Raw genomic sequence first — 25,209 nt, forward strand, 5'->3', positions numbered from 1 at the left:
GCGCCATATGTCCAATTCCACAGAGGCTGGCGGTTCGCCGGCCCGCAGCTTGAGAGAGCGCTTTCCGCTGCTGAGCATTATCGCCCAGCGCATGGTGCTTTCGCTGATCCTGCTTCTGGCAGTGTCGGCCCTGATTTTCGGCGGCGTCGAAGCGCTGCCCGGCGATTTCGCCTCCACCTATCTCGGTCAGTCCGCGACACCGGAGGCTGTGGCCAACATCACCGCCGAACTCGGCCTCGACCGGCCCCTTGTCACCCGCTATTTCGACTGGCTGGGCGGTGTCCTGCAAGGCGATTTCGGCACATCCTGGGCAAGCCGCAATTCGGTCTCGGAACAGGTCGGCAACCGGTTGGGCAATTCGCTTTTCCTCGCGGCCTTCGCCGCCGTCATCGCCGTGCCGCTGGCGATCTGTCTCGGCATGCTCTCGGTGCATTTCCGCGATCGCATTCCGGACAAGATCATCAACGTGATTTCGCTTGCGGCCATCTCGCTTCCGGAATTCTTCGTCGGCTACCTGCTGATCCTCTATTTCGCCGTCAATTTCGGCATCGCCACCTTCCCGGCCACCGTCTATCAGGGCATGGGCTTTCTGGAGCGCCTCCAGACGATCGCCCTGCCGACCGCGACACTCGTTCTCGTCGTGCTCGCCCACATGATGCGCATGACGCGGGCGGCGATCCTCTCCGTCATGTCCTCGGCCTATATGGAAACCGCCGAGCTCAAGGGCCTGTCCGGCTGGCGCGCGATCGTCAAGCATGCGGCACCCAATGCGCTCGCCCCGATCATCAATGTCGTCGCCTTGAACCTCGCCTACCTCGTCGTTGGCGTCGTGGTGGTCGAGGTTGTGTTCGTCTATCCCGGCATGGGCCAGTACATGGTCGATGCGGTAACCGTGCGCGACATGCCGGTCGTCCAGGCCTGCGGCCTGATCTTTGCAGCCGTCTACATCCTCCTCAACATGGTGGCGGACATTCTCGCGATCATCGCCAACCCCCGTCTGAGGCATCCACGATGAGATTGAGAGAAATCCCCATCACCGCCTGGGTCGGCCTGTTCGGTATCGCGCTCGCACTATTCTGCGCCCTGTTCGCGCCCTGGATTTCCCCTTACGGCGAGACGGAAGTCGTCGGCAATGTCTGGCAGGAGGCCGATGCGCAATTCTTCTTCGGCCTCGACAATCTCGGCCGCGATATCCTGTCGCGCCTGATCTTCGGTGCGCGCACGACGCTGATTGTCGCTTTGGCGGCAACCGTGATTTCCTTTTCGCTCGGGATCATCCTGAGCTTTACCGCCGCCGTTTCAGGTGGCCTCCTCGATACGGTGTTTTCCCGCTTCAACGACCTGATGATGTCGATTCCGACGCTGATCTTCGCGCTCGTGGTGCTGGCCGTTCTGCCGCAACACCTGATCGTGCTGATCCTGGTGATGGCGATCCTTGATTCCACCCGCGTCTACCGGCTTGGCCGGGCCGTGGCGCTGGATGTCGCCGTGATGGAATTCGTGGAAGCGGCGAAGCTCCGCGGTGAAGGCAAGATCTGGATCATCTTTCGCGAAATTCTGCCCAATACGCTCTCGCCGCTGCTGGCCGAATTCGGCCTGCGTTTCGCGTTTGCGATCCTGTTTCTCTCCACCCTCTCCTTCCTTGGGCTCGGCATCCAGCCGCCGACCGCCGACTGGGGCGGCATGGTGAAGGACAACAAGGACGGCATCATCTTCGGCATTCCCGCGGCCTTGGTGCCTGGAACGGCGATTGCGGCTCTCGCCGTCTGCGTCAACCTTGTGGTCGACTGGCTCCTGAAGCGAACCTCCAGCCTGAAGGGAGGCCGCGGCGATGCGTGAAGCTTCATCCCATCTCCTGTCCGTCCGTAACCTCAAGATCGAGGCGACAAGCTATCCGCCCGGCGAGCAGCCAAAGCGGATCACCATTGTCGACGACGTCTCCTTCGATCTCGCCAAGGGCAAGGTTTTAGGCCTGATCGGCGAATCCGGTGCCGGCAAGTCAACGATCGGGCTCGCGGCTTTAGGCTACGGCCGCGGCGGCGCCGAAATCACCGGCGGCGAAGTGAAACTTGACGGCACCGACATCCTGCAACTGGGGAAGAGTGGCATCCGCAAGCTGCGCGGCGCCCGCGTCTGCTATGTCGCGCAATCGGCAGCTGCCGCATTCAACCCCGCCCACAAGCTCGGCGACCAGGTTATCGAGGCGACTGTCAAGCATCGCCTGATGAGCAAGGAAGATGCTCGCGAGCGCGCTCTCTACCTGTTCCAGGTTCTCGGTCTGCCGAACCCCGAAACTTTCGGCGATCGCTTTCCGCACCAGGTTTCCGGCGGCCAGTTGCAACGCGCCATGACGGCGATGGCGCTTTGCTCCAAACCCGACCTGATCGTGTTCGACGAACCGACGACCGCGCTCGACGTGACGACCCAGATCGACGTTCTCGCGGCGATCAAGCACGCGATCGAGGAAACCGATACGGCAGCGCTCTACATCACCCACGATCTGGCCGTCGTCGCGCAGATCTCCGACGACATCATGGTGCTGCGCCACGGCAAGATGGTCGAATACGGTCCCGTGCAGCAGATCATCGAGGCACCGAGACAGGATTACACCCGTGCGCTGGTCAATGTGCGCCAGGCAGCCCGCGAGGAGGCAGTTGACCAGACCGAAGCGGTTCTCAGGGTCGATCATGTCAGCGCCCAGTATTCGAACGGGTTCAAGGTGCTGCACGATGTTTCCCTGCATCTGTGCAAGGGCCAGACGCTTGCGGTCGTCGGCGAATCCGGCTCGGGTAAGTCGACGCTGGCGCGCGTAATCACCGGCCTGTTGGCGCCTAGCAGCGGCGCGATCACCTTCGAGGGCCGGCCGCTGACGCCGTTGCTGAAAAGCCGGCCGAGAGACGACCTGCGCCGCATCCAGCTGATCTACCAGATGGCCGATACGGCCATGAACCCGCGCCAGACGGTGCGCGACATCATCGGCCGTCCGCTGACCTTCTATGACGGCCTGCGTGGCTCGGCCAAGACCGCACGCGTCAAGGAACTGCTCGACCAGATCGAGATGGGCACCGGCTTTATCGATCGCTATCCGGCTGAGCTTTCCGGCGGCCAGAAGCAGCGCGTGGCAATTGCCCGCGCCCTTGCCGCAAGGCCCGAGCTCATCCTATGCGACGAACCCACATCGGCGCTCGATCCGCTGGTGGCGGAAGGGATCCTGAAGCTGCTGATGAAGCTGCAGGAAGAACAGCAGCTGTCTTATCTGTTCATCACCCATGACATCGCAATCGTGAAGGCAATCGCCGACTCGGTCGCCGTCATGCATCGCGGCAAGCTCGTCCGCTTCGGGCCGAAATCCCAGGCGCTGTCGCCACCGTTCGACGACTATACCGACCTTCTCCTCAAATCCGTGCCCGAGATGCAGCTCGGCTGGCTGGAGAAGGTCTTGACGACACGGCGGATGGAAAGCGCGGGAAATTGAAGATCGATATTTGAGAGCGCATGACCATGACTGACCGCCCCTTCACCGTCATCGAGAACCAGTGGATCAGGCTAAAGGACGGAACCCGTCTTGCCGCCCGCATCTGGATGCCTGACAATGCAGACGCCGATCCGGTGCCGGCCGTGTTTGAGTTTCTGCCCTATCGCAAACGGGATGGAACCAGCCCGCGCGACGAATCCACCTATCCGGTGTTTGCGGCAGCAGGCATCGCCGGCGTTCGCGTCGATATTCGCGGCTCCGGGGAATCCGACGGCGTCATCGACGGTGAATATACCGAGCTGGAGCTTGCCAATGCCTGCGAGCTGATCGCCTGGATTGCACAACAGCCCTGGTCGAACGGCAGCGTCGGCATGATGGGCATTTCCTGGGGCGGCTTCAATTGCCTGCAGGTGGCCGCGCTTCGACCACCGGCGCTCAAGGCCGTGATCTCGATCGCCTCAACCACCGACCGCTACAATGACGACATCCATTACAAGAATGGCTGCCACCTGTCGGCCCAGCTCTCCTGGGCCGCCACCATGCTCGCCTACCAGTCGCGATCGCCCGATCCCGACATCGTCGGCGATCGCTGGCTTGAGATGTGGATGGAGCGACTGGAAAACGAACCCTTCTTCCTGGAGGAATGGCTTTCCCACCAGCGCCGGGACTCCTTCTGGAAACACGGCTCCATCCGCGAAGATTATGCGGCTATCGAAATTCCGGCGCTCGTCATTGCCGGCTGGGCGGACGGGTATCGCAACACGCCGCTGCTGGCCGTCGAAGGGCTCGGTGACAAGGCGAAGGCCCTGCTCGGGCCCTGGGTGCACAAATATCCGCATTTCGCCTGGCCGAAACCGCGCGCCGATTTTCATGGCGAGGCAATCGCCTTCTGGAACCGCTGGCTGCGGGGTGAGGAAAACGGCATAGAAACCCTGCCCCAGGTTCGCGCCTATATCCTCGACGGCCCGAAACCGGCGGTACGGCGCGATGTCGATCCGGGCTTCTGGGTTTCCAAGCAGCGCTGGAGCGCGCCGGAGAGCGAGTGCTTCTATGTCGACCAGTTCGGCACGCTGCTGGAGGGGATGCCCATCCCGCATGCACAGGCGCACGAGATCTATCTGAAGTCGCCGCTCGACACCGGAACGGCGGCCGGCGAATGGTTTACCCTCAAACCCGACGCGGAACTCGCCGGTGACCAGCGCAGCGACGATGCCGGATCGTTGGTCTTCCAGACAGCGCCGCTTGCCACGGCCAAAACCTTTCTCGGACGCCCGAGCATCACCTTGACGCTCAGCGCCGACGCCGAGCTTGCCAATCTTTGCGCCGGGATCGTCGATATCCATCCCGACGGCACCGCGACCCGCGTCTCCTTCGGCGTGATCAACCTCGCCCATCGCGACGGCAACGAGGATCCGCAGCCGCTTACTCCCGGCCAGCCGGTCGAGATCCGTCTTGATCTCGATGCCTGCGGCTACCGGTTCGGCGAGGGTCACCGAATCCGGCTATCGCTCTCGACCGCCTACTGGCCGATGATCCTGCCGCCGCCGGTCGATCCCGGCCTGACGATCGATATCGCTTCGCTTGGCCTTGCCATGCCGCTTCTCGGCGATCACGAGACATTCGAGATGAAGCAGCCGGCGAACCCGGATCCGCTGCCGAAATATATCGAGCACGCGCCGTCCACTACCCGCCGCAGCGTCACCCGTGACCTTGCTGAAAACCAGACGCGCTACGAAGTGGCTGAAGACACAGGCCTGTTCGAACATCCGGGCACCGGCCTTTCCACCCGGCAGTTGCGCGAGGAGACCTGGTCGATCGACCCGACCGATCCGCTGTCGATGACGGGCACTTCGGTCTGGACCTGCGACATGAGGCGCGACCGGTGGTCCGTCCGTACCGTCTCCACGGCAAAACTCGCCTGCACGGCAACCGACTGGCTGATCAGCGCTTCGGTCCTCGCCTATGACGGAGAGAAGAAGATCTTTGAAAAGACCTTCGAGAAGGCCATTCACCGCGATCACATGTAGGCGTCGCCCGCCGTGGCTGGCGGCCTACGCCGATGTGATTTGACGCCGGGCCGGTATCCCTGAGACAGTCCATGCGAACAGGAGGAGTTCTCATGGCAGTCTTCGCAAATCGTCTGGCGGCGGCAATGTTTTGCGCCGTCGTGATGGCGTTCCCGGCATCGGCGCTGCGTGCGCAGGAGGCCGCCGTTGCCATTCCGGCGCCGGCGATCGATGAAGCCGCGAAGGGCGACGTCGAGAAAGCTATCTTCGCCGGCGGCTGCTTCTGGGGCGTTCAGGGCGTTTTCCAGCATGTGAAGGGCGTCAGCAACGCCGTCTCCGGCTATTCCGGCGGTGACAAGAAAACCGCGACCTATGAGACGGTAAGCTCCGGCAAGTCGGGCCATGCGGAGGCCGTGGAGATTACCTTCGACCCGAAGGAGGTGAGCTACGGAAAGCTGCTGCAGATCTTCTTTTCCGTCGCCCACAATCCGACCCAGCTGAACTACCAGGGTCCCGACCACGGGACGCAGTACCGCTCCGCGATTTTCACCACCAGCGACGAGCAGAAAAAGGTGGCCGAGGCCTATATCGCCCAGCTCGACGCGACGAAATTGTATCCCGCCGCCATCGTCACGAGGATCTCCAGGCTTTCCGCCTTTTACCCGGCCGAAAAATATCACCAGGACTTTTTGACGCTCAATCCCAGCTACCCGTATATCGTCTATAACGACATGCCGAAGATCGATAATCTGAAGGCGATCTTCCCAAGCGCATTCCGCGCCGATCCGGTTCTGGTGTCAAAGGCTAAGAGCTAGCCGCCATCTGCCGCACGGCCTCGCAGAGCGCCTCGAAACCGCTGCGCGCGCCCTCACTCATGTGGCGGGCACGCAGCCAGGCATGCACCATCTGCGGCTCGTCGCGGAACGTCGCCTCAACACCCGCCTCCCGTAACCGTCGCGCATAAACGTCGCCGTCGTCCCGCAACGGATCGAAATGCGCAACGGTGATATAGGCCGGCGGCAGGCCGGATAGGTCGCGGGCCAGAAGCGGATGCGCGACGGGTTCGATCTCTGGCGCCTTGAGGACTGCCCGGTAATAGGCGACATCGGCCGTGGTGAGCCCCGGCGCATAGGCCATCTCGCGGTAAGACCCAGACACCAGATCGCCGCCGAGCGCTGGATAGATCAGCACCTGGCCGGCAATCCCCGACAGTCCTTCGTCCCGCGCGCGCAACGCAAGGCCCGCCGCAAGATTGCCGCCTGCGCTGTCGCCGATCAGCACGACCTTTCGCCCCTCGCCTAGAAGCTGCTTCATCACACCGAAACAATCGTCCGTCTGGGCCGGCCAGAGATGTTCGGGCGCAAGCCGGTAATCGACCGAGACCAGTTCCGCCTGCGCGAAATCGGCAATCTCCGCACAGATAGCGTGGTGGCTATCCAGCGACCCGACGACGAACCCGCCGCCATGCAGGTAAAGAAGAACCTTTTCGCTGCTGATCGTCGCGGGTCGGTAACGCCGGATCGGCACGACGAGCATCTCTTCCTGAAACGTCAGGCCCTGCGGCAGCGGCTGGTCGAAGCGGGCGCAGAGCGCATCATACCAGTCCCGCTGCTGCGCGATCGGCGCATCCACGGCGTCGGCGGGATAAAAGCGATCGCAGATATCGAGAAATTCGAGGATCCCGGGCTCTTCCGGAAACGGGCCGGACTTCTGGTCACTCTCTGACATCGGCAAGGCACTCCCAAAGAATGCGGGATACTATGCGCAATCTCCGCCACAGGGCAACAATGGCAGTACCGTCACCCAACTACTCGCCGGTGATCTTCGCCTTCACGAAGACATCGTACCGCGTGCTCTTCCCCAATATCTGGTGGGACGGTTTGCGCACGCCCGCCATCGGCTCGGCGCGCAACGGCCATTTCAGCACGACCCGGTTTTGGGCCGCCTCCAGCGCGACTTGCATGAGCTGTACGGAATCCGCATCGGTCCCGACGATATCCCGGATCAGCCGCATCTCTTTCTTGACGAGAGCCGTTTTGTCGCGTGGCGGATGCATGGGATCGATCAGGATCACCTGCGGCTTCATCTGCGGAAGGAGAACACAGGAATCCCCGTGCACCAGCGTCATCCGGGAGACCGTCTCCGCATGCCGCCCGCCTTCCGCCCGCGCCCGTTCGAGCCCTTCCAGAAGTAGCTCATGCATCGTCTCGGATCGCTCGATCAGCGTGACCCGCGCGCCGAGCGATGCCAGCAGAAACGCATCCCGGCCGAGGCCTGCCGTCGCATCGACGACGTCAGGGATCGTGCCGCTCGAAAACCCAACGGCCTTCGGCAGGTCTTGTTTGCGGCCCTCGCCGGAGCGGAAACGGTGGCCGACCGCGCCGCCGACAAAATCGACGATCAGCGGCGTTTTCTCGAGGTTTTGTGCCAATGTCCGATCTCAGAAGGGAGTTGGTGCGGTGAACGTGACGTCCGAACCGGCAGGATGACGGAAGCTTAGTTCTTCGGCATGGAGAAGCAAACGGTTCGCGGCCAGAAGCGCATCGCCATCCGCATAGAACTCGTCCCCGAGAATAACGTGGCCCAGCGCTTTCATATGAACACGCAGCTGATGGGTGCGGCCCGTCAGCGGAAACAATCGCAGCCGCGTCCTGTTCTCGCCGTATCCCATCACCTGCCAACGCGTCTGGGCCGGCTTGCCATGGTCAGGATCGACGCGGTGGCGCGGCTTGTTGTCAGGATCGATCGCCAACGGCAGGTCGACCAAGCCTTCCGCCTGCTCGAGCCTTCCCCAGACCTCGGCCACATAGGATTTTCGCGTGGTGCGACCTTCGAACTGCGCTGCGACAAGCGCATGTGCGTGGCGGTTGAGCGACATCACCACGACACCGGATGTATCCTTGTCCAGACGGTGCACGATCAGCGCCTCCGGATACTCTTTCTGCACCCGCGTCAAAAGACTGTCCGAGAGCGCCGGATGCCGCCCAGGCACCGACAGCAGGCCGCTCGGCTTGTTGAACACAAGCAGATGCGCATCACGGTGCAGCAGCGAAAGATAGGGATCCTGCGGCGGGTTATAGATCGGATCGGCATCGGAAAGCGCGTTCATGGCGACCATCTACCAATGATTCCGTTAGGGTGAAAGGTCCTCGACAGCGCTCGGCAGCAACCCGATGGCGAAATGCGGGCCGAAACACTTGCAAATCCCGGTCCGGTTCTGAACTGTCGCTCCCGACACCTCACGCAAGACCGTATCGACATCGCCATGGCCACGAAGACGACCCTCAACGCGAAGAACCTGGAAGCGCTCGGCTCGCAACGACTTGCCGAGTTGCTGATTGAGATCAGCATGGGCAGCGCCGCAAACAAGCGCAAGCTTCGCATGGAACTGGCCGGCAGCCACAGCAGCGAAGAAGTGGCGCGCGAAGTTCGCAAACGGCTCGGCAGCATCGCGCGCGCCCGAACCGTCATCAGCTGGAGACGGGTAAAATCGACGAAGGCCGACCTCGAAACCCAGCGCAAGACGATCGTCGAGACCGTGGCGCCGGACGATCCAGGCGAAGGCTTCGAGCTGATCTGGCAGTTCCTTTCCCTCGGTGAGCCGATTTTCGAAAGAACGGACGATGCGAGCGGCGTGCTGCTTGCGAGTTTCCATCAGGCCTGCAGCGATGCCGGCACCATCGCCAGCGCCTCGGGCATCGACCCCGATATATTGGCAGACAGGGTTCTGGCGGCGGTTCAGAACAATGGATACGGTCAATTCGACCCGTTCATTCCGGCCATGGCCCCGGCCCTCGGCAACGAAGGCCTCGACCGCCTGAAATCCCTGCTTTTGCAGTGGTTGAACGAGCCCAACGAGAGCGTCCGAGATCATGAGACGACAGTGCGTATCGCGCTCCAGGCAATCGCCGATGCCACGGGTGATGTGGATGCCTACATTGCCGAGCAGCCGGAGAAAACCCGTCTGATACCGGCAATCGCCGCCGAAATCGCCCGCCGTCTCCTCTCCGCAGGGCGCGCCGAGGACGCGCTGCAGGCGCTGGATGGCGCGGACGTAACCGGTTCGCCCGAACGCGAGATGGAGTGGCAGCTTGCCCGCGCCGAGACGCTGGAAACCCTGGGACGCACCGACGAAGCGCAGGTCGATCGCTGGCGATGGTTCGAACAGTCGCTCAGCGACATTCACCTGCGCGCATTCTTGAAACGCCTGCCGGATTTCGACGATATGGACTCCGAGGAAAGGGCGTTTGCCCATGCCCGGACATTTCCGGATGTTCACCAGGCGCTCGCCTTCTTCCTGCGCTGGCCGGCACTGGGCCAGGCGGCGAAGCTGGTGATCAACAGACCGGCAGAGCTGAATGGCGATCTCTACGACCTGATGACATCAGCTGCCGAAGCGCTCTCACCCCATCATCCTCTTGCCGCAACCCTGATCCTGCGCAGCATGATCGACTTCTCGCTCGATCATGGAAAAGCCAGCCGCTACAAGCACGCAGCCCGGCACCTCGCCACAGCGCAAGCCCTCGCGCCCCATATCCTCGATCCCGGCACGCTCATATCCCACGAGGCCTATGTCGCAGCGCTAAAGCGCCTGCACGGAAGCAAGAGCGGCTTCTGGAAGCATGTGGCGTGAGGACTTGGCAGCGTTGAGGCGGCGAACTGCTTGTCCGGCACCAATACGGCGCCGGACAAGGGTAGCGGGCTGCAACTCGGCCGGCGTGATCACGCGGCTTTCGTCAGGTCTCCATGAGGATCCAGCACGTATTTGACCGCAGCCCCCTGGTCGAAGCTTTCATAGCCTTGCGCCGCTTCATCAAGCGAAATGATCTTGGCGTTGACGATGTCGGCGATCGGCAGCCGGTCGTGAAGGATGGCTTGCATGAGCTGACGATTGTATTTCAGCACCGGCGTCTGGCCCGTGTGGAAGGACTGGGCCTTCGCCCAGCCGAGACCCAGCCGAAGCGACAGACTGCCCTTTTTGGCGGCGTCATCCACCGCACCGGGATCTTCCGTCACATAGAGGCCGGGAATACCGATCGAGCCCGCCGCGCGGGTGATCTCCATCATCTGGTTCAAGACGATAGCCGGCTGTTCGCCACCCGAATGTCCGCGGGCTTCGAAACCGACAGCATCGATGGCGCTATCGACCTCGTCTGTCCCAACCACCTCGGCGATCATGTCCCCGAGCCGGTCGCTTTTCGACAGATCGATCGGCTCGAAGCCGACCTTGGCGGCATGCGCGAGACGATCCTTGTTGAAATCACCGATCATGACGACCGCCGCACCGAGAATGCGCGCCGACGCAGCCGCTGCGAGACCGACCGGACCAGCACCCGCAACATAGACCGTCGACCCGACCCCGACGCCTGCCTTGACCGCCCCGTGAAAACCAGTCGGCAGGATATCCGACAGCATCGTCAGATCGCGGATCTTCGACATCGCTCTGTCGCGATCCGGGAATTTCAGCAGATTGAAATCCGCATAGGGAACAGTGACATAACGCGCCTGGCCGCCGATCCAGCCGCCCATATCGACATAACCATAGGCGCCGCCCGCGCGCGACGGATTGACGGTGAGGCAGACGCCCGTATCCTGCGACTTGCAGCAGCGGCAGCGGCCACAGGCGACGTTGAAGGGCACGGAAACGATATCACCGATCTCCAGCATCTCGACATCGACGCCCTTTTCGATGACCTCGCCGGTGATTTCGTGGCCAAGCACGAGACCAGGCAAGGCCGTCGTGCGACCGCGCACCATATGCTGGTCGGACCCGCAGATATTGGTCGAAATCACTTTCAGGATAACGCCATGCTCGATCCGGCGCCCATCCGGCGCCTCGAGCTTGGCGTCGTCGATATCCCTTACCTCGACCTTGCCCGGCCGCAAATAGACTACACCTCTGTTCCTGCTCATGCCCATTCCTCCTCTGGGTTAGACGGAAAGCCAATGCTGCTCGCCGGCAGTTCGCCAAAAGCGGCACTTCCGCCGCATTCCTCGATCTCTTCCTCCTCGAAAAGATCAGGCGAGCAAAACAATGTACCTCAACCCCAGCAGCAGACCACCATCATTCCCATTCGACTGCCGCGACAACGACATGCGGAGATGCAATGGCGACGAGTGGCGATTTGGCGAGGAAGACTTCCGAAATGCGCATAGGTCAGAGCGCCCGAGGAACAGACAAGACGTCATACAGGAACGCCGCTCCGACGTGGAAACGCTGTGACCGCGTCAAGGCAGATGGAGGTGTGTTGGGCGGGCTAGTGACCTGGCGCGAAGTGTGAAAAATCACTATGCATTTTCTATATTCTAGTCCTGCTCCCCGTCTCGAATCCCTATGCGTATCCGATCCATAAAGACGGAGACCCACGCCAACCTGCGCCTGGGCATCGACCCGAAAAAGGTGCGACATGATGTTCGACTACAGATTATTCGGAGCTTCGACGATCCTTTTCGAGGCTTGTCTTGCCCACATGCAGTGGTGTCAGGAGCGGCTTCAGTGCGTTTCGTGATGTTCGCCCGCTTTGTTCGCAACGCCGTCTTTCCCCGCCGGAACGCAAGGATGGCATGTTGTGGCTCCAACGTTATCTTCGGAATTGTTTGCGCACTTGGCTCGGTCATGTTCGTGGCGAAGGTCATCACCAACATTGCATCCGTCAACTGAAATGTCGGAAACAACAGGGCAAGCCCGTCGTGCTGCGTCATCGTGTTGGGCACGATGACGCAGCACGACTTCCGAACAAGGGCAAACCCCGCAGCTGGTGGTGCAGCTCGTTCAGAGACGAACCAGGCTTCGGAATTTAACGGAGGAGAGAAAATGTTGGTCCACGATTTTCTCCTGGCGGAGAACGTCTTCGTTGGGTTGAGTTCATCGTCAAAACAACACCTCCTGCGGCAGATATCTGAGAAGGCTGGCGAAGCGACCTCGGTTCCTTACCGTATAATCGCCAAAGCACTATCCGACCGCGAGGTCCTGGGCTCTACGGGTATCGGGGGCGGTGTGGCCCTTCCGCATGCTGCAGTCGCTGGACTGGAATCCGTATTTTGCCTTGTGGTTCTTCTGGCGCACCCGATCGACTTCGAGGCCGTGGACGGCGAGCCCGTCGACATCGTCATTCTGCTTCTGACACCCGCTTCCGCACGGACGGAAGCCCTCAATGTCCTGTCATGCGTCGCCAGGCGCTTTAGAGAGGGCGACGCTGTTCGAGGGCTACGGGCGGCCAGGACCGGTGACCAGGTTTATGCAATCCTGACAGCGTGACGCCATCCTTGCACACGGAAAGCTGACGAGTTCGTCCGACCCATCGACATCTGGAAGATCGGCGATCAGTTCGACGTCGGTCTCGTCTCAACGGGAAATCACCATGACGTTCTTTCGGGGGCCAGGGCCTTTTTCTATCACAGCGATGCTGACGCCGTTCTCAGCCACCAGCGTCGATATCGCAGTCTTCGAGGCTGAAGTCCGCCACCAAGTCGCGGCGGGAATCGACGGTATCGTCGTCCACGATGTCATCGGGGAGAGCTGCGCGCTTGAGCAGAGGGAACAGGACCTGCTTTTGAGAACGGCCGTCCGCTGTGCGGATAGCCAACTGACTGTCATCGCCGCGACAGGATCGAACTGTACGGCGAAGACGATTGAACGTTCGCTGAGGGCGCAGGAACTGGGGGCAAAGGCCTTGCTGCTGACGGTGCCCTATTACACGAAGCCAACCCTGAAAGGCGTAGTCGATCATTTCCGACAGATCGACGCTGCGGTCCGGCTTCCCATCCTGATCGACGACGATCCGTCAAGGACGGCGCGAGATTTCGGGGAAGAGATGCTTGTCGAGCTTGCTGACCTCGCTCAGGTCGTCGGTATTTGCCACGGCCCCGCACGTCTTGCCCACTTCGCCAATATCAGGGCCTCGTTGCGCAACCGGTTCAAGCACTTGTCCCGGGACGACCACTCCCTGTCTTCCTTCCTCGCACTTGGTGGATCGGGCGTGATATCTGCGCTGAACAACATCCGCCCAGCACCGGTAACGTCACCGAACTGGTCCGTTGATGCAAGGTCCACACCGCAACTGGATACGTGTGATGTCGCGGGGCTGAAGGTTGCCGTCTCGTTGGATCGCCCCTTTCCCACCGACGTTCGGTTGCCGTTGATGCCGCTCGAGCGGGACGAAGAAATCGTCCTTCGCACCGTATGCGCGGAGTTCTTGAGGAGCGACCGTTGACCACGCCCCAGCCTGAAAACTACGCCGTCTATATTTCTTTGTCGCGAAGCCACATCGATTTCGACATGCCCTCAGACTTATTTTTCTTTTGCCGCTTTTGAATGCGTCTTGAGCAGAAGGAGAAACAAATGATGATCGAAAAACAGTCCGCGAATGAGAAGATTCCCCTCCCGGGCAACACAGCTTTCGCTGGACCAAGATTCCTGATTGGCAGAAGTCGTCGGGGTGGTTGGATCGTAAACGACCGCCTCGGGCTGGTCGGTGGCATCTTCGTCAACGAAGCAGCCGCCCGTCATTTTGCGATTGAAGAGTCTGACAGGCACTACGAGCTTATAGCAGTACTGGACGACGCGGCGATCGAGCTTGAGTTCCGCAAAGCAGATTTCTCAAACGCAACAGCATCCCATCAGTCCTCCGAAATCTGCAACCGAAGTGTTGCAAGCGCTCGTTCGGCCTCAACGATATCCTTCAGTAGAAGCCTCTTGTGACGGTGGTCCAGCCCGCCGCCTGCCAACACAGCGTCCACAAGCTCAAGGATATCGGCCGCTTCGACCACGACCTTAGTCGCTCCCCTTTGTACCGCTTCGTTGGCAAGGCGTCCCTCGACCGGAGGCATTATACGCTCCGCTGCCACAAAGACGCTTCCGTCCAGAAGATAAGACGCCAGTCTCGGGTCCGGTAACACTCTGATCAGAGCCTGGATCTCGTCGGCGGAAAAAGGGCTGCGAGCAATCAGTCGCGAGTGAAGCGAGGCGTAGCTCATCCCCAAGGCGGCCGCCGCTTCCTCAACCGACATCTGCTTCTCCACCACGAGAAGCGTGTAGACGATGTGGGCAAAATCTTCGCCGCGGTTCATGAGGTCCCTCCTGAGTGTTGGATCGTCACACAGAGACCCTGATGCTGCAAGGCCATCAAAACGGCGCACGCGTTTTGATCGCGGGAGCCGGTTTGAGATTCTATCTGCGCCAAGGCCGGCGTGACCCCCGTCGGCTGGGATGGTCTTGTGAAGTACCATGCCGATCACATCATCATGGAATGACAATGCTTTTCTGGATCATCATGTCCGTCACAGTCTTTGTGACAACCGTAGCGGCCATTGTCCTCGGCATATCACTTGCCGAAACAGGAAGACTTCACTTCGGTGCCTCCGTAGTTCTCTGGGCCGTCATCGGAGTTTTCATCCCCATGTGGCTGATCATCCGTCACGGACGAAAATGACGACATGGCACCGGTCGCTCTTCTCGGCCAGTCAATCAACCAGGGCCGGGAGCAATGCTCTTAGCGTCGAGAGTGATCACCGCTGCAACGGTAAACGCCGCGATGGTGGCAAACAGGAATGCGCCGACGAAAATAGCGATGGCTTTCAGCGCGCTGACGCCAAGGTCGTGCCTGAACCAGCGGACCTGCGCCTGCGCGTACCAGATGGTGGCAACCGCCACTGCGACGACGCCGGCGAGATTTCCTTGCTCCTGCGGGATGCTGAAGAAATCGAGGCCCAGCACGAGAAAGAAGGCGAAGGGTGCTGCGACATAGCACTGGCTGAAGAAGGGCGGGCGGAGAGAATTTCGGGTGATCCTGACCCTCTTCGATCGCAGCAGCGTCACCGCCATGCAGAGCGGAAAGATACCGAAGATCACCCCTCTTGCGATCAGAAGATTGGAGCCCGAACCGAGCTCGCGGACAGCTTCCGTCGGATCGTAGACCGATGGCAGTGCCCCAGACAGCGCCTGTGAGAGAAGCAGCGTAATGAGCAGGAACAGGGGCGGACTAAGCGTGTCCTGATACTGTTCTTCCGGCTCGTCGGCGAGTTCGATGTCTGCGTAGCGCATCATGCTGAGTGGCCTGACGACCGCACGCCACATGGTAACGGGATAAAAGACCAGCCACGACACCAGCTCGTAGAGGAGCTCTTCGAGCGACTTCAGCAGTTTCATGAAGTCCACGTGCCAGTCCTTTCCGTTGATGCCTGCGTGTGGTTGCACCCTCTTACCAGCGTCGGCACCAGACGTCACTGTGCAGTGCCCTGTCTTTGCGCGCAGGCGGGCACCTGCCACGGTGAAGGACTTGGCCGAACAGGCTTCCCATGCCGATTCAGCTAATGTAGGTTTTTGAAATAGACACCGTGAGGTCGTCACATGAACCCGAACAACTTCGCCAAGGCGCTAAGCCGTGCCTGGGACTTTGCTCGTAGATCGAACGGGAGGAGCCAGTCGATGAAGATGATGAAAAGCCTGATATTCGGGGTCGCCATGATAGCAGCCGTGCCCTCTGTCGCCGACGAGATGCGGCGCGAGACGGTTCGTTTTGCTACGGGATCCTCAAGCTCGACCATCAAATCGTCGGTCAAAGGCTACCAGACGGTTCAGTACGCGCTGTCGGTTACGGCCGGCCAGAAGATGAGCGTCCAGCTCGATTCCCGCAATACAAGCCTCTACTTCAATGTGACCGCTCCGGGCGCCGATGCGGCGATGTACAACAGCTCGATCGATGGAAACGGCACCAGCATCACGATCCCGTCGAGCGGCAAGTACCTCATCGACGTCTATCTGATGCGCAATGCCGCAAGGCGCAATGAGACCGCGAGTTACGATCTCACGCTCTACGTCGAGTAGTCATCCGAACCGCGTGCGACACGGTCGTCCGGAAATGTCGAGGTTCGAAGGGTGATTTCAACCGATCGCGATTTCCCGTTCTACAACGGCAAGCCCGTCGAAATTGATGGACCGGGCTGGCTCCTTGTCATGGTATCGTTGGCGGCCGCTTTGCTTGTGCTCTCCCTCGTTCCCCTTCGCACCTTCCCCTACAATCTCATTCCGGCACTGCTGTTCGTCGCAGTCCCCGTGTTGGCGCTTAGCAAGGTAGCCGGGCACTGGAAGTGCCTGTTCCGTCCTGTCGGATTTCGGTCCGTGGGGCTGATGGTGCTGTTCGGGGTTGCTACGCTGCTCGGATCCATGGCGATGGGCTTGGTCCTGCAACAGTTTTTCGAACTTTACTCCAATCCCGTCGCGGATGCGATCGCCGCGATGTCGGCAACCCAGGTGAGTGCCACGCTTCTGGTGACCGGCATCCAGTTGGTAGGGGAAGAGCTTTTCGGAATACTGCCTTTCCTCGCTGTTTTGTGGCTGTGCGTACAGCGTTTGCACCTGTCACGAAGGTTGGGGATCCTGATCGCCGTTGTCGTTTCGTCTCTGCTCTTCGGCGCGGCGCATCTGCCGACCTATGACTGGCACTTTGCACAGTCTCTCATCGGCATCGGTTTTGCCCGCCTGATACTCACGCTCGCCTATATCGTCACGAGAAATCTCTGGGTCTCCGCGGGCGCCCATATCATCAACGACTGGACTGGATTTGTCTTCATGTTGGAGTTCGGCCACGTGCCGATCAAAGCAGTGGAGTGAATCTCGAAGGCCAGTGGTCGTTGAGAAATCCACCTCATGGCCTTCGTGCCGCAACGTTCGAACGAAAGGACTTGGAATGCGTCTCGTAGCGAAATCTCTCATGGGCATGGTCCTGCTGTCGGCCCTCCCCGCGTCCGCAAACGACGTTCATCAGACAAAGTGCAAGGGCAACAGCGGAGCATGCATCCAGGAGGCCCAACGCGTCTGCGGTGGCGAATACCACGTTCTCTTCAGTGAGAGCCACGCAGGAGGGCTCCTCGGCGACAGCGTTCCAGGACCGGTGACCTGGTACTCCATGAGCTACGAATGTCCGAACTCCCGTGGCGACAAGCCGGACTTCCCGTTCCGCGGCAACACGTATTCACCGCCGCCGGAACGCGATATCGAAACGAAGTCGCGGCAAAGGGTCTCCATCGGAAGCATGGGCAAATTCTGCCAGGGAGAGGCATCAGCCACGTTCGGCCGCAGGCCTCAGGAAATCCTTACTCTCCCGGTGGAGCGTACGGGGGGCGGGTTTACTGTCTACGGCCAGTTCCCACCCGAGGGATCGCGGGTCACCACGTTCGAGTGCCGCTTCGATTCGTCCGGTGCATTCAGGCGCGTTGTTCGGGACTAATTACGGTTTCGCAACGACGCGCAACCTTCCTCGCGGTCGCGAGGTGCGGGTCTCCCACGAGAGCGGTCGCTGATCGTCGCCCGTCACCGACACGTAGTCATCTCAATGTGAAGATGCTGCTCTCCGGTGATCGAGGCGCCGGCTCCAGAAATCTCGCTGAAATTAAGCAGCGTGGTCCACTCCACTCGCGTGAGTGTCGCATGTTGATGGTCCCTGCGCGAGCTGGAACATGCCGACGAGACCGCGTAGGCGTTGCGCCTCGTTCATGAGCAGTGCGCTTGCCGCATTGTTTTCCTCGACCATCGCGGCATTTTGCTGTGTTCCGTGATCGAGCATGTTGACGGCCGTGTTGATCTCGTTGAGGCCGACGGATTGTTCGCGAGCCGAAAGGGCAATCGCTTCGACTTGCGTGGTGATCGCTTTCACGCGGCCGGTGATTTCGGTCAGTCCTTCGCCGGTCTCACGGACGCAGCGAACGCCGTCTAGAACTTCTCGGTCAGACGTCTGGATCAGTTGCTTGATTTCTCGTGCGGCTTCCGCCGACCGTCCTGCCAGAGCGCGGACCTCCTGGGCAACCACCGCAAATCCTCGTCCTGCCTCCCCCGCCCTTGCCGCCTCGACCCCGGCGTTGAGAGCCAGAAGATTGGTTTGGAAAGCGATCTCGTCGATCACACTGATGATTCCGCCGATTTTGGTCGACGAGATCTCGATGCGTGCCATGGCTTTCAACGCATTTGAAACGAGCACTGCTGTGCTTTCACTCGCGGCATTGGTTTCGCTGGCAATACGATGGGCGTCTTGCGATCGGCGCGACGCGTTGCCGACATTGGCAGTGATCTGTTCGAGCGCTGCCGCGGTCTCTTCGAGCGATGCGGCCTGCTGCTCGGTACGGCGGGACAGATCGTCAGCGCTCGAGGCGATCTCGCGGCTTCCCCCCTCGATGGAAATGCTTGCATGGGCGATCGAGCTCATGACATCGGCCAACTGGGCGACTGTTGCATTGAGATCGCGGCGCAGATTTTCGAAGTCCGGCGCAAATGGCTCGGTCAGTTCGAAAGCGAGATCGCCGCTTGCCAAACGCCGCAGCCCTTCGGCGAGACCTCCGGTTGCATGGCTCAATCGTGCCCTTGCCTCGGTCTCTGCTTCCCGTTGCAGGCGGACGCGTTCACCTTCCGCGTTGGCCCGTACGGTCGCTGCTTCTTCTTCCAAACGACGGTTGGCGATCGCCGCCTCCCGAAACGTGTGCAGCGCGCCGGCCATGGCACCGAATTCGCTGCGAGATCCAAACGACGGGATCGCAAGATCCGTCTGTCCCTCTGCGAGCTTACCCATGGCACCGGTCATCGCCGCGACTGGCCGCGTAATGGACCGGCCGATAATCCAGACGCCGCCACCAAGCCCGACGATCGCCAGCAGAACCAGGCCGGCGACGACGGTAAGGTTGCGAGACGCGACTCTTTCATTTTCCACGAGGATAGTCTCGCGCTCCGTTTCGTAAGCTGCGCTGACAGCCTGCACCTGCGGCTCTAACGCAAGGTAGGCAGCTGCAACATCCTTGCGGGTCTCTGCTTCCCCAATGCTGGCTTCGGCGTAAAAGCGAAATGCCGATCGGTAAATTTCCAGGCCATCGAGCACCCGGCTGCGCTGCGCACCCGGGCGGAAGGCGTTTTTCACAAGCGTCGCGAACGTCTCAGCCTCCTCTGTGTGTTTTTGCAGATATGAGGCATCGCCACGCAGTATGAAGTCTTTCTCATGACGCCGCAGCATCAACATGCTGGCGCGAATAGCGGTATCGTCGACGGAGTCCAGACGTCCCTCGATCGAATGAACCGCCGAGCGCATGGCGCCCTGCAAGCCATTGTCCTGATCGAGACCAAGGTCCTGATTGTTCTTCACAAGCGTATCAAACGCTGCTTCGTAGGCGGTCAGGCCAATGCTCAGTTGGTCGAGTTGGGCTGCGAGATCAGGAGTGGCGGAACGACGAAGGCTCGCCAGCACGCTACGACCTTGAGAAACGGCTGCCTTGAACTTTTCCGTGCTGGCCATCTCTTTTTCGAGCAGGAATGCCTGCTGGAACATGTAGCTGGCGCTCACGCTGGCCGACAGGCTTGCAACGTCGGCTTTGCTCTCGGCAAGCGCATCTGCAGCGGCAAGATATCCGTGCTCGACGTGGCGCTGACCGATAAAGATGGCGCAGATCGTGATGATACCGACGAGCGCCATCGCCGCCAGGAGCATGACGCGCTGCGAGATTCGAAGATGGGCGAAGAGCAAAGGCTTAGACCTCAAAGGCAAGAAAACAGCGGCATCAATGCCCTTCGGCTCTTAAGCAAATGTCTACGGAGTGTGAATTTACTGTGACACAGCCGCGTGCGTGCCGGTGCGGCGCAGCTCACTTGCCCCCTCGGCTAGATTGCGGAAGAGGGCTTCAGCACACTGAAGCTGTGATCATTGTGGAGTGCGATAACACCCTCGTATTCAAGGGCATAGAGAGCGTTGAGTAGCTCGTGCCTGGAAAACTTCACTGTCGTCGGCGTGTTTGCGATCGTGCGAAACCGAATCTGCGACGGCGGCCTCAGCCGCAATCGTCGCAATAGATCCGATAAAGCATGCACAACTTCGAGATGGGTTCTCAACGACCGGGTCTCCAGGTAACACTCTCGATCAGCGCAACACGCGCCGAAGCGACAATGCTGTCTCCAGCTATCCCTGGTCTATTTCAGTTTTGTGACGCGGCTTGAGGAATAAGATGGCCTTGCCCAAGCAGTCGTCTGCGTAATCCTGGGCGGGCGTCCCCTGATGGACTTGAGAGCCATGATGGCTGCCCCGTGTGCGATCCTGACACGAGGTCTGTCCGATCCAGTTTGACACCAGGCCGGGCAGTCGTCAGGATCAATTTGCCCTGAACGACATTCGCACACCGTCGTCATCGGAACCGAACTTTCATCCGAAAAAGGAATCGTCCTCATGGGCAAGAAACTGAACAAGGTCTACGAGGCGCTCGTCAGTGGCGCAGCCGACGGTCTAACCGGCAAAGAACTCTATGCTCATGTCGTAGACGAATGCCCGAAGACATCGAGCAAACGCATTGTCAAAGCCTCCCTGTTTGCGTTGTCCGACCCGGACATCAAGGAGAGGGGTCTGCTGGAAGCGATCTACGCGCTTGCTATCGACTATCGCCTGTCCTCGCTGGGGGTCGATGAAGAAACTCAGGAGACAGATGACGAAAACAGTCCGGCTCCACTTGTTTCACAGGAACTGAGAAACCGGCTCGAAAGCACGGTTTCGATTATTCCGGCCATTCGAGAGGACGCGACATTACCCGAACCGTCTAAAGGCATCCATTGAGTGCAGATAGGCACCGCTCAATCCGACGCACTCAGCGTCCATCGGGCACGTCCGTCACAGCAATTTCCAAGGGCTTGATGGCCTTCAGTACGAATTCGATAGCGAGAATATCGACCTCGTTCTACTGCCCTACCCAGTCGGAACTGGCTATGCCTCGCACCTGACCGTCATCCACACGTCACATATTCGTGGAATCTGATCTTGACGATCGGAGGGCGATTACGTGCCGTATCTATGCCTCAACGCGATATCGAAGCACTTCGACCAGTTCACAGCGCTGGATAGCGTCTCGCTCGCGATACCCGACGGAGCGTTTCTCGCCTTGCTTGGACCTTCAGGCTGCGGCAAGACCACTCTTCTGCGCCTGATCGCCGGGCTTGAGCATCCCGATCAAGGAGAGATCCGTTTCGACGATCAGTTAGTCGCCGGTGATGCCGTCTTTGTCCCACCGGAAAAGCGTCGCGTTGGCATGGTCTTTCAGTCGTATGCGCTCTGGCCGACGATGACCGTACGAAAAAATATCGAGTTCGGCTTGAAAGTCGCCGGGCTCACGGTTCAGGAGCGAAACCAATGCATCGATGAGGTTCTGGACGTCGTCGGGCTTCGGGGGCTGGATGGCCGCCGACCGCACGAACTGTCGGGTGGACAGCGGCAAAGGGTAGCGCTTGCTCGCTCGCTCGCAACCAGACCGCAACTCATCCTGCTCGATGAACCGCTTGCCAATCTCGATTCTCACTTGCGTGAGGCCATGCTCGCGGAATTCCGCCGTATCCATAGTCTGACCGGCGCCACATTCGTATTCGTCACCCATGATCAGGACGAGGCGATGGCGGTTGCGACGCATGTCGCCGTCTTGGACCGGGGCCGGCTACAGCAGCTCGGTACGCCGGAAGAGCTTTACCGCCAGCCGTCTTCGAGCATGGTTGCCCGTTTCATCGGTCGGGGACGGACGCTGCCGGTCCAAGTGGTTGAGTCCGGAGCGGGTCGAACGAAGGTCATGCTCGGCCAGCAGCTCCTCGACATGCCGGGCGAGGCCCCGACAGGCTATGGCTGGCTGTGCTGTCATGCCTCCGATTTCAAGCGCGTGCCTGAGGGCGGCCACCTGAAGGTCGAGCTCCTGGGTCAGGTCTTTCAGAACGGCGTCTTCCTCAGCCACTGTCTGCCGACTGAGATTGACGGCGACGTCGTCAGCCTGCCGCTCGAGGAGCGGTTAGCGCCCGGCACATCGATCGAACTCGTCCTTACGGGCGGCTGGGTGATCGGCGACGGCGGAACAGGCCAAACCTGGGCCGGCCGTGTCACTGGTCGATCGTCAACCTGTCGTTCTGCCGTCATCTCTGTGAGCTAGGCGAAACAGCACCTGCCGAACCGGTGGCCGTCTCCCCATCGCCCGGGCGGGGCCGCGTTCAAAACAATCTGCCCTATCAACGAGGTTCTCATGTTCTTCCGCACGCTCGTCGCCACAACCATTCTTGCCGGCCTCGCCTTCCAGGCCGCGGCCGCAGACACGATCACCGTTTACACCTCGCAGCCGCAGGATCAGATGACCAAGGTCATCGAGGCGTTCAACGCCGACCATCCAGAGATCAAGGTTGAACTCTTCCGTTCCGGCACGACCGAGGTCATGGCCAAGCTGCAGGCTGAATATGCCGCTGGCAACAGCCCGGCCGACGTCATCCTGATCGCTGATACCGTCGCGATGACGCAGTTGAAGAACGACGACCGCCTTCTGGCCTTTACCGACGCTCCGGTTGCGGGCATAAACCCGGCCTTCATCGATGCCGACAAGACCTTTTTCGGCACCAAGGTGATCACCACAGGGATCATCTACAACACGAACCTCGTGAAGACCGCCCCGAAGAGCTGGAACGACCTGCTTGCCGCCGATGCGGCCAAGAGCCTTATCATGCCAAGCCCGCTCTATTCCGGTGCGGCCGTCATCCATGTCGGCACGGTAACGCAGCAGCCTGAATTCGGCTGGGCGTATTACGAAAAGCTGGCCGAGGCCGGCGCCGTTGCCGGCCAGGGCAATGGCACGGTTGTCGAAGCCGTTGCGCGCGGCGAAAAGGCCTACGGCATCATCATCGAATACATGGCCCTCAACGCCAAGAAGAAGGGTTCACCCGTCGACTTCGTCTTTCCCGCAGAAGGTGTAAGCTCGATCACCCAGCCAGTCGCCGTGCTCAAGGGGTCCGATCAGGTCAAGGCAGCCAAAACCTTCGTCGCCTGGCAGCTCTCCAAGGCAGCCCAGGTACAGGCCGCCGCCCAAGGCTATTTCCCGATCCTGCCCGGTGTCGCGCAACCGGAAGGGTACCCGGCGCTTACCACACTGAAGATCCTGCCCGCCGATAGCGATGCCATGCTCAAAGCCGACAAGGAAACCAAGGAAAAGTTCGCGGAACTGTTTGGCGGTTGACCCTATGATCCGCAGACCCGTTATGGGCCGGCCGCATCGTTTGGGAGGCGAGCATCTGCTCGTCTCCCTTCTCGTTTTATACGTGTCCTTCACGACGCTATGGCCGCTCGCGCGGCTCTTTTCAGCCGCCTTCCAACCCGGCGAGGACGGCACGCCGCTCGGGCTGATGCTGACCACGCTCACCAGTCGCTCGGCACTCAGGGCGCTCTCGGGAACGCTGCAGACCGCGCTTCTGTCCGTTGCCGTCTCGACTGTCATCGGCGTGGCGCTCGCCTTTGCCGTCAGCCTTTTGAAACTCCGCACCCGCGCCGCAATGACCTTTCTCATCCTGATCCCGCTGATCGTGCCGTCGCAAACCATGGCGCTTGCCTGGATTGAACTCTTTGGCGCGCAGTCGCCGATCCTGAAACCGCTCGGCCTTGCGCCACCGCCGGGCTCCACCAACCCGCTTTATTCAACTGGCGGGATCGCGCTTGTGATGGGCATCGAACACATGCCGCTGGTTTTCATTGCTGTGCGGGCGGCGCTGCGGGCACTGCCGGCCGACCTTGTCGAGGCCGCGCGCATCCTCGGTATTTCGCCAGGCAGGATCGGCCTCAGAATCGTCTTACCCATCGTCATGCCTTCGGTGCTGGCTGGAAGCTTGATCGCGTTCACCGCGGCGATTGGCAATTTCGGCGTGCCGGCACTTCTTGGCATTCCGGGCCGCATCTCGGTCCTGACAACGTTGATCTACCAACGGCTGAACGGCTTCGGCCCGGCCGCCGCCGGCCAAGTGGCGACACTGGCGCTGATGCTCGCTGCCATGGCGGCGCTTGCCATCGTCCTGCGCAACATCGTCACGACCCGCATCGCCGTGCCGCTTCCGGCCGGGACACCCTTCGTGCCTACCCGCCGCGCGCCTGTAATCGAGTTCCTGCTGTGGATCGTGGTGCTCATCCTGTCGCTCGTGCCGCTCGCGGCGCTGACCATGACTGCGCTTTTGCCGGCAATCGGGGTGGCCTTCGGACCCGACACGATAAGCCTCGACCAGTTCCGAGCCGTGCTCGACAATCCGACCGTGCGAAGGGCTTTCGCCAATTCGCTGCTGCTCGCTGTGATTACGGCCGCAATTTCGATGCTGGTGGCCGTGCCGCTGGCCTTTCTTTCTCAACGCCGTACAAATCCTGTGCTCCGGCTGCTTGATTTCGTCATCGAGGGGCCCTGGGTCGTTCCCGGCACTGTTGTCGCGCTCGGCATGATCCTCGCGTTCCTCAAGCCGCTGCCGCTGATCGGGCTGTCGCTCTACGGGACCATGGCGATCCTCGTCATCGCCTATCTCTCGCGCTTCCTGCCGCTGGTGCTCCGGCCCGTGGCCGCCGCCGCGCAATCAGCCGACCCCGCACTGGACGAGGCGGCTCGCATTACCGGCGCCGGTCTTAATCGCCGCATCCTCTCCATCTTCTTGCCCGGCGTGCTACCGGCCGCGGCTGCCGGGGCGATTCTGGTCGTGATGACGGCGCTCAACGAGCTGACGCTTTCGACACTGCTCTGGTCGTCGGGAAAGGAAACCATAGGTGTGATGATTTTTGCCCTGCAGTATGAAGGAAACTCGACTGGCGCAGCGGCAGTCGCAGTTCTCTCAACCCTCCTCGTGTTGAGCCTTGCCGGGGGAGCGACATTGATTGGCTCAAGCATGCCGAAGGGCACCCTGCCCTGGTTGGAGTGATTGAAGTACGGGGGTTTAAGCTTAGTTCC

Annotated in this window: 23 protein-coding genes; 15 read left to right on the forward strand and 8 right to left on the reverse strand. The window is 60.6% G+C overall.

All coding sequences use genetic code 11. The features are described from left to right. Window positions 1–7 precede the first annotated feature (7 nt). The 5 genes from IFT66_RS21185 (at window position 8) to msrA (ending at window position 6,296) form a co-directional block, all read left to right on the forward strand. Window positions 8–1,015 carry an ABC transporter permease gene (locus tag IFT66_RS21185; RefSeq protein WP_062576949.1) on the forward strand — a complete coding sequence of 336 codons (1,008 nt, stop codon included), beginning with the start codon at window positions 8–10 and terminating at the stop codon, window positions 1,013–1,015. Next, the gene (locus IFT66_RS21190; RefSeq protein ID WP_192078845.1) at window positions 1,012–1,839 is read left to right on the forward strand and encodes an ABC transporter permease; all 828 of its coding nucleotides are present in this window, start codon (window positions 1,012–1,014) and stop codon (window positions 1,837–1,839) included. Before IFT66_RS21185 ends, IFT66_RS21190 begins: the two co-directional genes overlap by 4 nt. Further along, entirely contained in the window at window positions 1,832–3,475 is a 1,644-nt protein-coding gene (locus IFT66_RS21195; RefSeq protein ID WP_192078846.1) for an ABC transporter ATP-binding protein, read from the forward strand. Before IFT66_RS21190 ends, IFT66_RS21195 begins: the two co-directional genes overlap by 8 nt. A gap of 20 nt (window positions 3,476–3,495) precedes the next feature. Next, entirely contained in the window at window positions 3,496–5,502 is a 2,007-nt protein-coding gene (locus tag IFT66_RS21200) for a CocE/NonD family hydrolase (protein WP_192078847.1), read from the forward strand. 92 nt (window positions 5,503–5,594) lie between these two features. Next, on the forward strand, window positions 5,595–6,296 hold the full coding sequence (msrA, locus tag IFT66_RS21205) for a peptide-methionine (S)-S-oxide reductase MsrA (RefSeq protein WP_192078848.1): 702 nt from the start codon (window positions 5,595–5,597) through the stop codon (window positions 6,294–6,296). Here msrA and IFT66_RS21210 read toward each other — a convergent pair. The 3 genes from IFT66_RS21210 to IFT66_RS21220 form a co-directional block, all read right to left on the reverse strand. Then, window positions 6,286–7,209, reverse strand: coding sequence for an alpha/beta hydrolase (locus IFT66_RS21210; protein ID WP_192078849.1), 924 nt, complete (start codon window positions 7,207–7,209; stop codon window positions 6,286–6,288). The two genes, msrA and IFT66_RS21210, sit on opposite strands and share 11 nt — an antisense overlap. A gap of 79 nt (window positions 7,210–7,288) precedes the next feature. Beyond that, window positions 7,289–7,912 (reverse strand): class I SAM-dependent methyltransferase, encoded by a 624-nt coding sequence (locus IFT66_RS21215; protein ID WP_192078850.1) that lies wholly within the window; start codon window positions 7,910–7,912, stop codon window positions 7,289–7,291. A gap of 9 nt (window positions 7,913–7,921) precedes the next feature. Continuing rightward, the gene (locus IFT66_RS21220) at window positions 7,922–8,590 is read right to left on the reverse strand and encodes a pseudouridine synthase (protein WP_192078942.1); all 669 of its coding nucleotides are present in this window, start codon (window positions 8,588–8,590) and stop codon (window positions 7,922–7,924) included. 156 nt (window positions 8,591–8,746) lie between these two features. Here IFT66_RS21220 and IFT66_RS21225 point away from each other — a divergent pair, with 156 nt between their 5' ends. Continuing rightward, window positions 8,747–10,114, forward strand: coding sequence for a DUF6880 family protein (locus tag IFT66_RS21225; RefSeq protein ID WP_192078943.1), 1,368 nt, complete (start codon window positions 8,747–8,749; stop codon window positions 10,112–10,114). Between the two features lie 89 nt (window positions 10,115–10,203). Here IFT66_RS21225 and fdhA read toward each other — a convergent pair whose 3' ends face one another. Next, entirely contained in the window at window positions 10,204–11,394 is a 1,191-nt protein-coding gene (gene fdhA, locus IFT66_RS21230; RefSeq protein ID WP_192078851.1) for a formaldehyde dehydrogenase, glutathione-independent, read from the reverse strand. 901 nt (window positions 11,395–12,295) lie between these two features. On the opposite strand from fdhA, the gene IFT66_RS21235 reads away from it, so the two are divergent. After that, window positions 12,296–12,739, forward strand: coding sequence for a PTS sugar transporter subunit IIA (locus IFT66_RS21235; RefSeq protein WP_062576960.1), 444 nt, complete (start codon window positions 12,296–12,298; stop codon window positions 12,737–12,739). Between the two features lie 103 nt (window positions 12,740–12,842). Continuing rightward, window positions 12,843–13,694 carry a dihydrodipicolinate synthase family protein gene (locus IFT66_RS21240; RefSeq protein WP_062576962.1) on the forward strand — a complete coding sequence of 284 codons (852 nt, stop codon included), beginning with the start codon at window positions 12,843–12,845 and terminating at the stop codon, window positions 13,692–13,694. A gap of 77 nt (window positions 13,695–13,771) precedes the next feature. On the opposite strand, the gene IFT66_RS21245 is transcribed toward IFT66_RS21240, so the two are convergent. The 3 genes from IFT66_RS21245 to IFT66_RS21255 form a co-directional block, all read right to left on the reverse strand. Beyond that, window positions 13,772–14,017, reverse strand: a complete 246-nt coding sequence (locus IFT66_RS21245) for a hypothetical protein (RefSeq protein WP_192078852.1) — start codon at window positions 14,015–14,017, stop codon at window positions 13,772–13,774. An 83-nt stretch (window positions 14,018–14,100) separates the two neighbouring features. Beyond that, window positions 14,101–14,550, reverse strand: a complete 450-nt coding sequence (locus IFT66_RS21250) for a phage regulatory CII family protein (RefSeq protein ID WP_192078853.1) — start codon at window positions 14,548–14,550, stop codon at window positions 14,101–14,103. A 397-nt stretch (window positions 14,551–14,947) separates the two neighbouring features. Continuing rightward, window positions 14,948–15,637 (reverse strand): permease, encoded by a 690-nt coding sequence (locus IFT66_RS21255; RefSeq protein WP_192078854.1) that lies wholly within the window; start codon window positions 15,635–15,637, stop codon window positions 14,948–14,950. 270 nt (window positions 15,638–15,907) lie between these two features. Between IFT66_RS21255 and IFT66_RS21260 the strand changes: the two genes are divergently transcribed. From IFT66_RS21260 to IFT66_RS21270, 3 genes are all read left to right on the forward strand, one after another. After that, a complete protein-coding gene (locus IFT66_RS21260) occupies window positions 15,908–16,306 on the forward strand; it encodes a DNA breaking-rejoining protein (RefSeq protein ID WP_192078855.1) in 399 nt (132 codons plus the stop codon). A gap of 51 nt (window positions 16,307–16,357) precedes the next feature. Then, window positions 16,358–17,092: a CPBP family glutamic-type intramembrane protease gene (locus IFT66_RS23860; protein ID WP_199864908.1), complete on the forward strand. Its 735-nt coding sequence runs from the start codon at window positions 16,358–16,360 to the stop codon at window positions 17,090–17,092. Window positions 17,093–17,168: 76 nt separating this feature from the next. Continuing rightward, on the forward strand, window positions 17,169–17,708 hold the full coding sequence (locus IFT66_RS21270; RefSeq protein WP_156466544.1) for a hypothetical protein: 540 nt from the start codon (window positions 17,169–17,171) through the stop codon (window positions 17,706–17,708). Window positions 17,709–17,870: 162 nt separating this feature from the next. On the opposite strand, the gene IFT66_RS21275 is transcribed toward IFT66_RS21270, so the two are convergent. Next, a complete protein-coding gene (locus IFT66_RS21275; RefSeq protein WP_192078856.1) occupies window positions 17,871–19,946 on the reverse strand; it encodes a methyl-accepting chemotaxis protein in 2,076 nt (691 codons plus the stop codon). A 729-nt stretch (window positions 19,947–20,675) separates the two neighbouring features. Here IFT66_RS21275 and IFT66_RS21280 point away from each other — a divergent pair. The 4 genes from IFT66_RS21280 to IFT66_RS21295 all read left to right on the forward strand — a co-directional run bounded on the left by IFT66_RS21280 (window position 20,676) and on the right by IFT66_RS21295 (window position 25,180). Next, window positions 20,676–21,056 carry a hypothetical protein gene (locus IFT66_RS21280; RefSeq protein WP_174197535.1) on the forward strand — a complete coding sequence of 127 codons (381 nt, stop codon included), beginning with the start codon at window positions 20,676–20,678 and terminating at the stop codon, window positions 21,054–21,056. A 223-nt stretch (window positions 21,057–21,279) separates the two neighbouring features. Then, on the forward strand, window positions 21,280–22,404 hold the full coding sequence (locus tag IFT66_RS21285) for an ATP-binding cassette domain-containing protein (RefSeq protein ID WP_192078857.1): 1,125 nt from the start codon (window positions 21,280–21,282) through the stop codon (window positions 22,402–22,404). A gap of 90 nt (window positions 22,405–22,494) precedes the next feature. Continuing rightward, window positions 22,495–23,472, forward strand: a complete 978-nt coding sequence (locus IFT66_RS21290) for an ABC transporter substrate-binding protein (protein WP_192078858.1) — start codon at window positions 22,495–22,497, stop codon at window positions 23,470–23,472. 4 nt (window positions 23,473–23,476) lie between these two features. Beyond that, window positions 23,477–25,180 carry an ABC transporter permease gene (locus tag IFT66_RS21295; RefSeq protein WP_192078859.1) on the forward strand — a complete coding sequence of 568 codons (1,704 nt, stop codon included), beginning with the start codon at window positions 23,477–23,479 and terminating at the stop codon, window positions 25,178–25,180. The last annotated feature ends 29 nt before the right edge of the window (window positions 25,181–25,209 follow it).

This window comes from Rhizobium sp. CFBP 13726 (assembly GCF_014841925.1).
In the GTDB taxonomy this organism is placed as follows: domain Bacteria; phylum Pseudomonadota; class Alphaproteobacteria; order Rhizobiales; family Rhizobiaceae; genus Neorhizobium; species Neorhizobium soli.

What these genes read in the sequence shown, in the direction of transcription:
- IFT66_RS21225 (WP_192078943.1), top strand. Translation starts at nt 8,747, where the DNA reads ATGGCCACGAAGACGACCCTCAACGCGAAGAACCTGGAAGCGCTCGGC.
- IFT66_RS21200 (WP_192078847.1), top strand. Translation starts at nt 3,496, where the DNA reads ATGACCATGACTGACCGCCCCTTCACCGTCATCGAGAACCAGTGGATC.
- IFT66_RS21280 (WP_174197535.1), top strand. Translation starts at nt 20,676, where the DNA reads ATGGGCAAGAAACTGAACAAGGTCTACGAGGCGCTCGTCAGTGGCGCA.
- IFT66_RS21260 (WP_192078855.1), top strand. Translation starts at nt 15,908, where the DNA reads ATGAAGATGATGAAAAGCCTGATATTCGGGGTCGCCATGATAGCAGCC.
- IFT66_RS21220 (WP_192078942.1), bottom strand. Translation starts at nt 8,590, where the DNA reads ATGAACGCGCTTTCCGATGCCGATCCGATCTATAACCCGCCGCAGGAT.
- msrA (WP_192078848.1), top strand. Translation starts at nt 5,595, where the DNA reads ATGGCAGTCTTCGCAAATCGTCTGGCGGCGGCAATGTTTTGCGCCGTC.
- IFT66_RS21275 (WP_192078856.1), bottom strand. Translation starts at nt 19,946, where the DNA reads ATGCTCCTGGCGGCGATGGCGCTCGTCGGTATCATCACGATCTGCGCC.
- fdhA (WP_192078851.1), bottom strand. Translation starts at nt 11,394, where the DNA reads ATGAGCAGGAACAGAGGTGTAGTCTATTTGCGGCCGGGCAAGGTCGAG.
- IFT66_RS21210 (WP_192078849.1), bottom strand. Translation starts at nt 7,209, where the DNA reads ATGTCAGAGAGTGACCAGAAGTCCGGCCCGTTTCCGGAAGAGCCCGGG.
- IFT66_RS21240 (WP_062576962.1), top strand. Translation starts at nt 12,843, where the DNA reads ATGACGTTCTTTCGGGGGCCAGGGCCTTTTTCTATCACAGCGATGCTG.
- IFT66_RS21185 (WP_062576949.1), top strand. Translation starts at nt 8, where the DNA reads ATGTCCAATTCCACAGAGGCTGGCGGTTCGCCGGCCCGCAGCTTGAGA.
- IFT66_RS21195 (WP_192078846.1), top strand. Translation starts at nt 1,832, where the DNA reads ATGCGTGAAGCTTCATCCCATCTCCTGTCCGTCCGTAACCTCAAGATC.
- IFT66_RS21290 (WP_192078858.1), top strand. Translation starts at nt 22,495, where the DNA reads ATGTTCTTCCGCACGCTCGTCGCCACAACCATTCTTGCCGGCCTCGCC.
- IFT66_RS21270 (WP_156466544.1), top strand. Translation starts at nt 17,169, where the DNA reads ATGCGTCTCGTAGCGAAATCTCTCATGGGCATGGTCCTGCTGTCGGCC.
- IFT66_RS21235 (WP_062576960.1), top strand. Translation starts at nt 12,296, where the DNA reads ATGTTGGTCCACGATTTTCTCCTGGCGGAGAACGTCTTCGTTGGGTTG.
- IFT66_RS21295 (WP_192078859.1), top strand. Translation starts at nt 23,477, where the DNA reads ATGATCCGCAGACCCGTTATGGGCCGGCCGCATCGTTTGGGAGGCGAG.
- IFT66_RS21190 (WP_192078845.1), top strand. Translation starts at nt 1,012, where the DNA reads ATGAGATTGAGAGAAATCCCCATCACCGCCTGGGTCGGCCTGTTCGGT.
- IFT66_RS21250 (WP_192078853.1), bottom strand. Translation starts at nt 14,550, where the DNA reads ATGAACCGCGGCGAAGATTTTGCCCACATCGTCTACACGCTTCTCGTG.